8 protein-coding genes are annotated in these 11,768 nt (G+C 66.8%); 1 reads left to right on the top strand and 7 read right to left on the bottom strand.

The features are described 5' to 3' along the window. Positions 1–4: 4 nt before the first annotated feature. The 3 genes from C2U31_RS29575 to C2U31_RS29565 are packed head-to-tail and all read right to left on the bottom strand — an operon-like array spanning position 5 to position 2,751. Positions 5–832, bottom strand: a complete 828-nt coding sequence (locus tag C2U31_RS29575; protein ID WP_103276054.1) for a metallophosphoesterase — start codon at positions 830–832, stop codon at positions 5–7. 30 nt (positions 833–862) lie between these two features. Next, positions 863–1,801 carry a S9 family peptidase gene (locus C2U31_RS29570; protein ID WP_103276053.1) on the bottom strand — a complete coding sequence of 313 codons (939 nt, stop codon included), beginning with the start codon at positions 1,799–1,801 and terminating at the stop codon, positions 863–865. Next, positions 1,798–2,751, bottom strand: coding sequence for a LysR family transcriptional regulator (locus C2U31_RS29565; protein ID WP_103276052.1), 954 nt, complete (start codon positions 2,749–2,751; stop codon positions 1,798–1,800). Before C2U31_RS29565 ends, C2U31_RS29570 begins: the two co-directional genes overlap by 4 nt. Before the next feature lie 162 nt (positions 2,752–2,913). On the opposite strand from C2U31_RS29565, the gene C2U31_RS29560 reads away from it, so the two are divergent. Further along, positions 2,914–3,501: a chorismate lyase gene (locus C2U31_RS29560; protein WP_103276051.1), complete on the top strand. Its 588-nt coding sequence runs from the start codon at positions 2,914–2,916 to the stop codon at positions 3,499–3,501. Here C2U31_RS29560 and C2U31_RS29555 read toward each other — a convergent pair. From C2U31_RS29555 to C2U31_RS29540, 4 genes are all read right to left on the bottom strand, one after another. After that, positions 3,495–4,097: a response regulator gene (locus C2U31_RS29555; protein WP_233772948.1), complete on the bottom strand. Its 603-nt coding sequence runs from the start codon at positions 4,095–4,097 to the stop codon at positions 3,495–3,497. The genes C2U31_RS29560 and C2U31_RS29555 overlap by 7 nt on opposite strands. 109 nt (positions 4,098–4,206) lie before the next feature. Then, positions 4,207–7,536, bottom strand: coding sequence for a hybrid sensor histidine kinase/response regulator (locus tag C2U31_RS29550; protein WP_103276049.1), 3,330 nt, complete (start codon positions 7,534–7,536; stop codon positions 4,207–4,209). Positions 7,537–7,552: 16 nt separating this feature from the next. Beyond that, the gene (locus C2U31_RS29545) at positions 7,553–8,767 is read right to left on the bottom strand and encodes an EAL domain-containing response regulator (protein WP_103276048.1); all 1,215 of its coding nucleotides are present in this window, start codon (positions 8,765–8,767) and stop codon (positions 7,553–7,555) included. Position 8,768: 1 nt separating this feature from the next. Next, entirely contained in the window at positions 8,769–11,510 is a 2,742-nt protein-coding gene (locus tag C2U31_RS29540; protein ID WP_369869719.1) for an ATP-binding protein, read from the bottom strand. Positions 11,511–11,768 lie beyond the last annotated feature (258 nt).

Here is an 11,768-nt window from a genome sequence, read left to right as displayed (position 1 = left end):
AACATCAGCCGTCCGCCACTTCCCCCGTCCTCACATCCCAGGTCCGCGCCGGCGCGAAGTTCTCGCGCTCGCCCTTCTTTTCGTATCCCAGCGGATTGGCGATAACACGGCAGCCGTCCTTCATATAGTCCAGCGCGCAATGCAGGTGGCCGTGCAGCCAGTAGTCGGCGCGCGGCAGCAGCGCGTCCAGCGTATTGCAGAAGCCGGCGGTGCCGGGCGTGACGCCGTAGCGCGGATCGGCGCTGGCCAGCGTGGGGGCGAAGTGCGTGATGACGACGGTGACGCCGTCGAAGGGCTGGCGCAGCGCTTCGTCCAGCCATTGCTGGCAGGCGATGCCCTGTTCGCGCATCTGTTCCGCCATGAAGGGTTCGCCATGCCGGCGCATGCCGGCCTTGGCCAGGTAGAAGTCGGCGGCGCGGAACGCCTTGGCGCGCTTCTTCAGCACCGAGCCCAGTTCTTCGTCTGGTTGCGCCAGCGCGTCGAAGTCGGTCCACAGCGTGGTGCCGACCAGCCGCACGCCCTGCATCACCCGCGTTTCGCGTTCCAGCCAGTGGATGTCCAGTGCGTGGCACAGCTCGCGCAGGCGATCGTGCGTCTCGTCGAAGTCCAGGTTGTCGTACTCGTGGTTGCCGGGCACGTAGACCACCGGCGCGGGCCAGCCCCGGGCGGGAGAGAAGCGCCCCAGGCCGAAGTCCGTTTCCATCAGGCGCGAGCGGTCCTGGTACGAGCCGATGTCGCCCGCGAGCACCAGCAGGTCCGCGCCGGGGGCGGGGCGGGCCTGGAAATCCGGATCGGACTCGAGATGCAGGTCGGAGAGCAGCTGTATTTTCATGGCTGAAGTATAGGCGCGGGCGAGCGCGGCTCAGGGCGCGAGCGTCCGGCGCAGCCAGGCGGCCATGTCGTCGACCACCTCGGGCATGCGGCTGATGCCGTCGGGACCGGTCATGGCGTGATCCAGGCCGGGATACGCGCGGTAGTCGATGTTTCGGCTGCCCGCCAGCCGCAGGCGCGCCACCATGGACAGCGTTTCCTGCGGCGACACGGAGGCATCGGCGCCGCCCTGCAGGATGAGCACGGGCCCGGCGACCTGTCGCAGCGTCGCGAGTTGGTCCAGTTCCAGCACGCTGCGCCACCAGCTGTGGCCATGGCCGCTCATGTTCATCGCCTGCGGCGGCGAGGCAAGCACATGTCGCGCGAAGCTGCGCAGTCCCTGTTCGGCGGCGCGGCGCTGCGCCGCGGGCACGGGCTCGCTGGCGAGGCTGTGCAGCATGTCGTTCAGGAACCATTGTCCGCCGCCATTGAAGGCGATGGTGGCGTCCACATTGCGCGAGCGCGACGCCAGCAGGTTCGCGACCACCGCGCCTTCGCTGCCGCCCAGCGCCACGACCTGACGGTAGCCCAGGGTGCGCCGCAGCTCCGTCAGCACGGCGTCCAGGTCGCTGGCGCGCTGCTGCAAGTTGTCGCGCTCCAGATAGGCGGCGGGACAATCGGGACGCTCGGGATCCCCGTCGTAGGGCAGGGTATCGTCGATGCCGTACTTTTCCACGGTCAGCAGGTCGGCTTGCGGCCAGGCGCGGACCAGGTCGCTCTGGATGATCCGGACCCGGGTCACGCTGTTGCAGTCAGAGCCCTGGATGACCAGCAGCAGCCGGTCCGACCTGTGCGCGGGATCGCGCGGCTCCAGGTAGTAGCGGATGCGCGAGCCGTCGTCGCGGGCCAGCTCGCGGGCGGCCGGCTGGGCATGGGCGCAGGCGGGGAAGAGGACGCCGGCCAGGCCGAAAAGGAGGTGGATTCGCTTCATGTTTTCGCGGTCCCCGCGCGGCGGCGCGTCTCGCGTGGCGGCTCCAGCAACGCGCCGCAGTCGCGCACGCTGGCCACGACCTGTCCGCGCAGCCAGTCTATGCCTTCGTCGCGCCAGTTGCCGGCCGACCAATGCATGCGGATGGACATGCCGGGCAGCTGGAAGGGCAGTTCCTCGATGCGCAGTCCATCGCGCCGGCTGGCCCACAGCCGCGCCAGATGGCCGGGCACCACGGCGGTCAGCGAGGTGCCAGCCAGCAGCTCGGACAGCATGAAGAAATTGGACGAGGTCACGACGGGCTCCAGCGCCCGCAGCCGGAAGCGCTCGGCGACGATCTGGTGGGCCGAGCGCGGCACGTCTGCCACCGCATAGCGAGCCGGGCCGGCCGCCGGACGGCCGCGCGGCGGCGCTTCGCGCACGCCGACATAGCGGTCCTTGAACAGCAGTGTGCTGGTCTTGCGCGCCTTGAGCTGCGGGATCCAGCCCACCGCCAAGTCCAGCGCACCATCGTCCAGGCGCTCGGCCAGCGCGCCTTCCCAGGCCGTCACCATCCGCAGGCGCACTCCAGGCGCTGCGGCGGCGATGCGGGAGACCAGGCGGTTCAGGATCAGCGTCTGGCCCACGTCGGTCATGTACACGATGAAGCTGCGTCGGGACGCGGCGGGATCGAAGCCCGAGGGCGGATTCAACGCCTGCTCCAGCGCGGCCAGCGCGCCGGCCACGGGCGTGGCCCATTCGCGCGCCAGCGGCGTGGGCTGCATGCCTTGCGCGTTGCGCACGAACAGCGGATCGCCGGCGATGCCGCGCAGCCTGGCCAGCTGCGTGGACACGGCGGGTTGGGACATGCCCAGCGCGTCGGCCGCGCGGCCGACGTGCCGCTCGCGCAGCATGGCGATGAAGACCTTCAGCAGCCGGAAGTCCAGCTGCTCCAGCTTGATGTTCCTACCCACGTTTCCTGTTCCGTCGTAAGGTCGCCAGACCCGCCGGATGCCGGGTCGACGCGGGGATTATAGGAAGTTGCGAATAATGGAAATCGCCTGATCGCGATTGCCGCGCTGTTGCCGCCTCGACTAAGTTTGCAGCCGTGTTCAACAGATGCGGTGTGGTTCAGGATGCAATGGAACCCTTATGGACCTGAAGCGATTCAGGCGGTCTTGTCCCCCGGGCAATGGCAGGGCTTGGGATTGCCCGGTTCGCTGACCGATCGGTTGCGGCGGCTGGGCGAGTTTCGATTGTGCGTGCGGGAGGAACGCACGGATGCCGCCAGCGATGACGAGGCGCGCGCCATGGGCCTGGCGCCGGGCGCGCCCTGCTGGCTGCGTGAAGTGGAAATGTCGGTCGATGGCTTGAAATGCGTGGCGGCGCGCAGCCTGACGCCGCTGGCGGCTTCGTGGGATGCATGGCGCGGCATGCGCGGCCTGAGCGAGCGACCGCTGGGCAGCATGCTGTATGACGATCCCGACGTGTGGAGATCGCCCTTCGAGGTGACGCGGTTGACGGCCGGCTCGGCGCTGTTTCTGATGGCCGACGCGGTGGCGCGGGATGCCGGCGCAACGTCGCCCGGGCTGTGGGCGCGCCGTTCCCTGTTCTGGCGGCGGGATCAGCCGCTGCTGGTGGCGGAATGTTTCCTGCCGGGTTTCTGGGTCCTGTCCGCCCGCGCGTCGCGCAGCGACGGCGCGGGAGACGGACCGGGCTACTGAAACAGTTCGCTCTCGACGCAAAATGCGACCAATTCCTGGTCGGTCTGCACGTCCAGCTTGCGCATGGCCGATATCTTCTGGCCGCTGACGGTCTTGACGCTGCGCTTCAAGGTCTCCGCCACCTGCATCATCGATTCTCCCCGGATGAAGTGGCGCAGCACTTCGAATTCCTTGGGCGACAGGCTGTTGATGCGTTCGCCGATGAATTTGCTGCGCGCGTCCACGGCGCCATCGCGCAGGAAACCGGGCGGGTAGTACCTGCGGCCGCTTTGCAGTGTGCGCAGCGCGGTCACGATCTCGGCGAGGTTGTCGCGCTTGAGCACCACGGCGGCGACGCCGGCGTCATAGAGCGCCGAGATGATCATGGGGTTGGACACCATGGTCAGCACCAGGACCTGGACCTTGGGGTAGTGCCTCACCAGGTACTTGACCAGGCGCATGCCGTCGCCGTAGGTATCGTCGCCCGGCATCGAATAGTCGGTGACGACGACGTGCGGCGGGTCTTGCGTCAGGTGCCGGACCAGGTCGGTCGGGCTGGACAGGGCGCCGACGACGTCGAAACTCAGGTCCTTTTCCAGGAGGTCGCGCATGCCCATCAGAACGAGCGGGTGGTCGTCCGCCAGGACAATTCGAAGTCTATCCATGTGGAAAAAAGGGGTCAGATAGTGCGGGGCTGAGTTATTACCGCGCATTCTGCATCAACCGTCAAACTTGGACCAGGAACTTTCGAAGCTCCTGCATCAGCCTGGCCGCTTCCTGGAGGGCTTTCCGGTTCGCGCTGTCGCGCTTGAGCTGGGCCTCGACGGCCTCGAAGCCCGCCGACAGGCTGTTCATCTTGACCATCACCAGCGCGCCGCGCATCCGGTGCATGGTCTGCAGCACCGCCAGCACGTCCTGCCGCCCGAGCGCGGCGTCGATCTTGGCCAGGTCGGCGTTCATGGTGTCGAGGAACAACTCACGGTACTTGGCGGGAACCTGTGGCGCCTCGGTGGCAGGAGCACTGGCCTGGACCTGTCTGGAAGCGGAAGCGGAAGCGGGAGCGGGGGGCGAGGCAAGCAGGAGCGTCGTCATGGCGGGCTTGGGTTCGGGACTGGCGGCGGGCGTGCGGCCCTTGGCCACGCCGCGCAGGAGTTGGCGCAGCGTGCGCAACTCGATGGGCTTGACCATCCACGAGCTCATGCCGGCCGCCATGCAGCGTTCCTCTTCGTCGCGCATGGCATTGGCGGTCACGCCGATGATCGGTATGACGGCGCCCTGGGCGCGCAGCGCGCTGGCCAGTTCGTAGCCGTTGAGCTTGGGCATGTTCACGTCGGTGAGCAGGGCGTCATACTGCGTCAGGGGCCAGAGCGACAAGGCATCCGCGCCATCGGATGCGACGGTGACGGTGCAGCCCAGCTGTTCCAGCTGGTTGCGCAGGGTGGCCTGGTTGATCGGATTGTCCTCGGCCACCAGCACGCGCAGGCCCAGGGCCTGGAACTCCGGTTCCGCCGGCTCGGCGGATGGCGTGGCCCTATCGCCGCGTAGCAGCGCCTGGATGCCGAAGCCGATGCTGTCCAGGCGATGTCCGTCCAGCGCGTCCGGGCCGTACTCGCCCCGGACGCCGGGCTCGCGCGCGCTCAGGTAGCGGCCGCCCCAATCGGATGGCGGGCCGTCTTCGGCGCGCAGCACATCCAGCAGCACCTCGTCGGACTCGGTCGCCGGCGGCGGCACATGCGGCGCTGGCGTGGCGTGGGCGCCCCACATCGTCAGCCACAGGCAGACCTGTTCACTCAGTTCGCGGTGCGGGCTGCGCACGTGCACGCGCGCGCCGGCCAGGTCGGGCGTGGTCGGAGCGGGACCCGCCGCGGGCTTGAGCGAGAGCGCCATGGAAAAGCTGCTACCCAGGCCCAGCTCGCTGGTGACGCGTATCCAGCTGTTCATCAGCTTGGCCAGCCGGGCGCAGATGGACAGGCCCAGACCCGTGCCGCGCACCGTGTGGCTGGCGCTGTCGATCTGGTAGAACGGCAGGAACAGCTGCGATTGCTCTTGCGCGCCGATGCCGATGCCTGTGTCCACCACCTGCAGGGTCAGCAGTTGGTTGCCGTTGGGCTGGTCCACCGCGCGCAGGCGCACGATGACGTGGCCCGCCTCGGTGAATTTGATGGCGTTGCTGACCAGGTTGGCGAGGATCTGGCGGATGCGACCGGCGTCGCCCGTCACCCAGGGCGCCACGCCGGTATCGACGCAGGAGAACAGCAGCAGGCCCTTTTGGTGCGCCAGGGCGGCATAAGAGCTGGTACAGCTTTCGATCAGTTCGCGCGGATCGAAGACGGTGGATTCCAGCGCCAGCTGGCCGGATTCGATCTTGGTGATGTCCAGGATGTCGCTGATCAGCTGCAGCAGGATGGAGGACGAATTCTGGATGCGTTCGAGATGCTGGCGCTGTTCTGCGTCAAGGTCGGTCATGCCCAGCAGTTCCAGCGTGCCCAGCACGCCGTACAGCGGCGTGCGGATCTCGTGGCTCATGGTCGCCAGGAACGTCGACTTGGCTTCGCTGGCCTTGTCCGCGTCGCGCTTGGCCTGGGCCAGTGTGCGTTCGATTTCCGCGCGCGCGCTGATGTCGGCAAAGGCGCACAGGATGACATCCTGCTTCTTGTAGCGCGTCGGTGCATAGGCGACGAACAGTGGCCTGCCGTCCTGGGCCAGGAAGGTTTCAAAGGTGCCGGGCTCGACCGCGGCCAGCGCCTTGTCCAGCAGCGTGCGCACCGAGGCGGACGGGGCCAGCGGCTGGCCTGACTGCGCGCCCAGCCATTGCTGGGCGAGGGCGTTGCTGAACAGCACCTCGCCCTTGAAGCGGGTCAGCAGGCACAGCGCGATCGGCGCGGTCTCGATCAGGGTGCGGCTGAAGGTTTCGCTTTCGAGGATGTCGCGCTGCGCGCTCTGCGCGGGCAGCAGCACGCGGCGGTTGTACCAGCGGCCATAGCCGAGGCCGCCGACGATGCTCAGCAGCAGCAGCAGCGCGACGCTGACCGGCAGCCACAGATTGTCCTGGAAGAAGCCGCGGTAGCCGACGCGGTAGTAGGCGGTCCATGCGCCCGAGTCGTCGATGACCTTGAACACCAGGCCGTCCGCCGTGTAGTGCAGCCCGGGCTCCTGCGCGTCGGGTAGCGGACCTTCGCCCAGCAAGAGGCCGGCATCGTTGCGGGTCAGCCAGAATTCGTCGTACAGGCCGGAGGGCAGGATGCGGTCGAAGATGTTGATGCGGTCCCGGTGGAGCAAGGTGGCGATGTAGACATCGGGCGGGGAGCCGGCTTCGGCCCGCCAGACGCCGGACGGCAGGCCGGCCGGCAGCAGGCCGATGATGCGGTTCGGGCTGGCCGGCGCGGTGAACCACTGGACCTGCGTGCGTTCGTGCAGGTCGGCGGGCGCATGCAGGTCGATCAGGCGCTGTTCGACGATGTGGTTCAGTTCGATCTGCTCGCGGATGGCGTCGACCGAGGTCAGGTAGGTGCTCTGGCTGAGCGGGCGGAAGCTGGACGGCATGTCGAGCGCCGGCACGCTGATGCTGACGCTGTCGCTGGCATTGACCAGGAAGGCCGCCGCCGCGGGATAGTAGGTGGTCGGCCAATAGGTGGAGTAGTAGGCCGACAGGTAGCTGCCCATGGCTGACAATTGCGCCTGGTCGCGCGTGCAGTCGGCTGACAGGCACGATACGGTGAAGGGCGTTGAAAACAGCGGCCGGCGGCCCTCGTAGAATGCCGTGCCCTGGCGCTCGGACGGCGGGGTCTCGTGCCACGAGACGTCCGGGCTGGATGGGGGACCCTGCAGCAGCGCGTTCTGGGTGCGAAAGCCCTGCAGGAAGCGCTCTTCGGCCTCGATGTAGCCCATGAACACCGTGAAGTCCAGCAGCAGCTTTTCTTCTTCCTGCTTGATCAGCCGCTGCCAGCTCCAGAGGATGGCGCTTATCAGGACCAGCGCTATCGGCAACACGCCGAACAGCGCCAGGTTGAGCCGGCGCGATGTGCGGGTAATTCTGCTGAAGGGCGAGTCCTGCATACCGGGTTGGGCGTTCCTATAGGTCCATGTCTGCGTAGAGGCGGGGTTCGTCCGCCAGCAGCGTCGTGAAGTCCATGACGTTTACGGCGGCCGATATGAGAAATCCCTGCGCGCAATCACAGCCTATCTTGCGCAGGTATTCCAGGTCGCTTGAGGTTTCGACGCCCTCGGCGGTGACTTGCAGGCCCAGTTGCCGTCCCAGCTGCACGGAAGACAGCAGCGCGGCGGCGCGAACGCTGTCGTGGGCCGCGCCGCTGACGAAAGCCCGGTCGATCTTGAGTTCGGTGAACGGCGTGGATATCAGGGTGTACATGGAGCTATAGCCTTTGCCGAAATCGTCCTGAGCCAATCCGAAGCCTTTCAGGCGCAGCCGGCTGGCTCCCATGTAGTACTGCCCCGGCACGGAAGTGGTTTCGTCTTCGAGCAGTTCGAAGGTCACGTCCTCGGCCGGCACGCCGCTAGCGGCGACGGTATTGTAAAGCTCATCCGGCAGCAGGGGATTGTCGAGCAGTCGGGTGGGCAGATTGACCGACACCGGCACCTTGAAACCCAGCTTGCGCCAGCGTCGGTAGGCGGACAGCGCGTCTTCGAGCATGCGGGTCAGCAGGGCCTGGTTCAGGCCGTGCCTGTGCACCGCGCCCAGGAATGACGCCGGCAGCATGAAGCCGAATTCCGCATGGTGCCAGCGCGCGAGCGCTTCGGCGCCAACGATGTTGCCGGTGGTCAGGGCCTTCTTGGGCTGGAACCAGGCCTGGATCTGGCCGGTGCGCAATGCCCGCTCCAGGGTCTTGCGATCGAACAGCGCGTCCTGTTCATGGCCGGAGACGGGCTCGGACGCCGGATGCCGGTCCAGCCGCAGATGTTGCGCCAGTCCTTGAGCATGTTCCCGGGTCAGCGGCTTGGTGTAGGCGCCGATCACCGCCAGGCCTTTTTCCTTGGCCATGAGGCTGACGCTGTTCATGATGCGGCGCGAGCAGGCGGTCGTGATGGCAAGCATGGGGTTCAGGCGCAGTTGCGCCAGTTCGCTGATGAGCTGCACGCCGTCCATGCCCGGCATGCTGAGATCCATGAGGATGAGGTGGTACGCATGATGGCGGGCCAGCGTCAACGCCTGTTCGGCGGTATGGGCCGTATCCACCTGGGTGAAACCGGCTTCTTCCAGCAGGCCGGACATCTGGGCGCATTGGAATTCATGGTCGTCCAGTACCAGGACCTTGTATTCGGATAGCATTTCAACTCCGAGGGACTTTCACCGCTTGCAGTGTCTGGCGCAAGACATTCAGAGGTAGGGGTTTCACCAGCAGGCTGGTCATGCCCGCGTTCATGCCCCGGCGTTGTTCGTCGGGGAAGGCATTCGCCGTGATGCCGAGGATAGGCTGCTGATAGCCGCGCTCGCGCAGGATCCGCGTAAGCTCGTAGCCGTCGACCAGGGGCATGTTCAGGTCGGTCAGCACGGAATCGAACGACAGGGCGTCCGGCAGCGCCAGCGCTTCCTGGCCGTTGCTGGCCGTGACGACGGTGCAGCCCAGGTGCTCCAGCTGCTCGCGCAGGATCAGCTGGCTGATGGGGTTGTCTTCGACCACCAGCACGCGCAGGTCGACAAGTTCGTGCTTGGCCGGCTGACCGTAGCTCGTGACGTGCGCGGAACGGCCCAGGGCCAGCCGCAGGGCATGCGCGATGTTGGACAGGCTGTAGCAGCTGGCGAACCAGGTCCGCCTGCCATCCTCCACGCGCGGCTTCATGCCGGGCGGATGCGTGATTACGGTGGGGCCTGTCCAGTGAGCGGGTTCCGGCGCGTACGGCCATGCCCGCAGCAGAACGGCGGCGTCGACGCGCGGGCTGCCTGCGGGAGGATAGGGCACCGCCGCCGCGCCCCAGCGCCGGAGCCAGCCGCACAGGTTCGAGACGATCTCGGGCACCGAGCTTTGCACGTAGATCATGGCGTTTCCGGACAAGGATACCGGCGCTTCGGCGGGGTCTTCCGCGGTCGGCAGCGTGATTTCGAAGGTGATGCTGGTGCCCAGCCCGAGCTCGCTGACCGCGGTGAGCGAGCCGCCCATCATGTCGGAAAGCCGGCTGCAGATGGACAGCCCCAGGCCGGTGCCGGGCAGGCGCACGTTTTTGTCCGTGTCGACCTGGTAGTAGGGTTCGAACAGGCGGGCCTGGTGCTGCGGCGCGATGCCGGAGCCGGTGTCGGCGACCTGGAAGGCCAGGGTCGACAGGCCGCGTTCGCGCCGTATCAGGCGCAGCCTCAGCACGATCTGGCCGGCTTCCGTGAACTTGATGGCGTTGCTCATCAGGTTGTCCAGGATCTGGCGGATGCGCGTGCTGTCGCCATGCAGCGCGGCGGGCGTCGCCGGGTCGGAGATGGCGTAGGTGCGCAAGCCCTTGCCATGGGCGCGCGCGGCATAGCTTGCCGCGACGTTGTTGAGCAGTTCCACGGCCGAGAACGGCGCTTCCTCGAGCGCGACGTGGCCGGCTTCGATGCGGGAAAGGTCCAGCGTATCGTTGACCGTGCGCAGCAGCGTCGACGAGGACTGCTGGATGGTCTCCAGGTATTGCTCCTGCTGTCCGTTCACCTTGGTCAGTGAAAACAGTTCAAGCGTGCCGAGAATGCCGTACAGCGGCGTGCGGATCTCGTGGCTCATGGTGGTGAGGAAGACGGTCTTGGCGTGATTGGCGGCCTCGGCATCGTACTTGGCCTGGAGCAGCGATCTTTCGAATTTCTTCAGCTCGGAAATGTCGCTGATGCCGCAGAGCACCACGTCCTCGCCCTGATAAGTTGTGGGAGCGAATGTCAGGTACGCGCTGCGGCCATCGTCCAGCGTGTATTCGCGGCCGGCCTTTTCGCCTTGGTGGGCGAGGATTTCCGCGCGCCAGCCCGGGGTGTCCTGGAACCAGTGGCGCGCCATTTCATTGGACATGACCAGCGTGCCGTCGCTGCGTCGCAGCAGGCACAGGCCCACGGGCGCGACCTCGATCAGCTTGCGGTTCAGCGACACGCTGTCGGTCAGCGCTTCGTACTGGCGCAGCGCTGGCTGGACCATGTGCCGGCGGATGTAGCGGATCCGCAGCAGCACCAGGGCCAGGATAAACGTCGTGACGACCGCCGCCGTCTTGAGGGTGGCGGCGTGGTCGCGCAGCACTTGCCGCAGCGATGTGTAGTAGACCAGTCGCCAGCCGTCTTCGCCGACCTGCTTGCTCAGGGCCAGGTGCGTCGGCGGCCAGCCGTCGCCCAGCAGACGGAAGGAGTCTTCGCGCTGGTCCGTGACCTCGCCTTCGAACATGGGGGCGCCGGGGCTGTGCATCACGGGACGGTTGCGCTCGTCGAACAGCGAGTACGTGCTGCCGCCGAGATTCGCGGGGTTGACCGCCGCGTCCACGCCGGCGACTTCCAGGCCGATCCAGCCCGACTGCGGATCGCCGATATCAAGCGGCGTGTACAGGAAGAGGCGCTGCGCGGTATCCATCGGCGGATGCAGCCAGATGATGGGCGGATGCCCGTCCTGTCGCGGCGGGATGTCAGTGTGGCGCAGCAGCGTCTGTGTCAGCCATTCCTGGATGCGGGGAGACATGCCGGGCGCCGCGCGCGTGCCGTGCGAGTCGATGCGCATGGTGGCGTTGCGCCGCAGGGACGTGTGGACCATGGTGGCGTTGGCCAGGCCGACGTTCAGCAGGTCGCGCGGCGTCAGCACCAGCGCCCAGTCGTATTGGCCGGGTTCCTCGGGCAGGGGCAGGACTTCGATCTGGCGGGTGTTGCCGAAGTAGCTGGGGGTATCGGAGATGGGGGCCTTGTCGGTGTTGCGCACCGCCGAGGCGAGGATCGAGCGCAGCAGCGATTCGCGCTGGTCGAAGAACAGTTGCGCGTCATAGGCCGCCGCATTCATCTGGCGGCGGTATCCGGAGACGGCGCTGCTGAAGGTCCAGTGCAGGTACAGGGTGGCGCCCACCACGACGCAAAAGAGCGCGGCCACGGCGAAAAATTGCAGCAGTACGGACGCCGCTCGGGGTGCGTCTTCGGGGGCGGTGGCGGGGGGGCTCAGATCTTTTACCGGCATTTCCTGCATGGTAGGAAGCCGGGCCCAGTCCGGATATGAGAAGAATCTTAAAAACCGGCGAGGCTTTTGAGGGGGATCGTCCTTGGCCGTCGGTGGGCGGGGGCCTTCCGCCGTGGGCGAGGTCTTATGACCATGGTGGCGTGGTCTCTAGGAAAGTTCAGAAAACAACAGTGA

Source organism: Achromobacter sp. AONIH1, from assembly GCF_002902905.1.
Lineage (GTDB): Bacteria > Pseudomonadota > Gammaproteobacteria > Burkholderiales > Burkholderiaceae_B > Achromobacter.
This window is presented reverse-complemented; position numbering and strand designations above follow the sequence as displayed.

What these genes read in the sequence shown, in the direction of transcription:
- C2U31_RS29575 (WP_103276054.1), bottom strand. Translation starts at nt 832, where the DNA reads ATGAAAATACAGCTGCTCTCCGACCTGCATCTCGAGTCCGATCCGGAT.
- C2U31_RS29570 (WP_103276053.1), bottom strand. Translation starts at nt 1,801, where the DNA reads ATGAAGCGAATCCACCTCCTTTTCGGCCTGGCCGGCGTCCTCTTCCCC.
- C2U31_RS29560 (WP_103276051.1), top strand. Translation starts at nt 2,914, where the DNA reads ATGCAATGGAACCCTTATGGACCTGAAGCGATTCAGGCGGTCTTGTCC.
- C2U31_RS29555 (WP_233772948.1), bottom strand. Translation starts at nt 4,097, where the DNA reads ATGGGCATGCGCGACCTCCTGGAAAAGGACCTGAGTTTCGACGTCGTC.
- C2U31_RS29550 (WP_103276049.1), bottom strand. Translation starts at nt 7,536, where the DNA reads ATGCAGGACTCGCCCTTCAGCAGAATTACCCGCACATCGCGCCGGCTC.
- C2U31_RS29545 (WP_103276048.1), bottom strand. Translation starts at nt 8,767, where the DNA reads ATGCTATCCGAATACAAGGTCCTGGTACTGGACGACCATGAATTCCAA.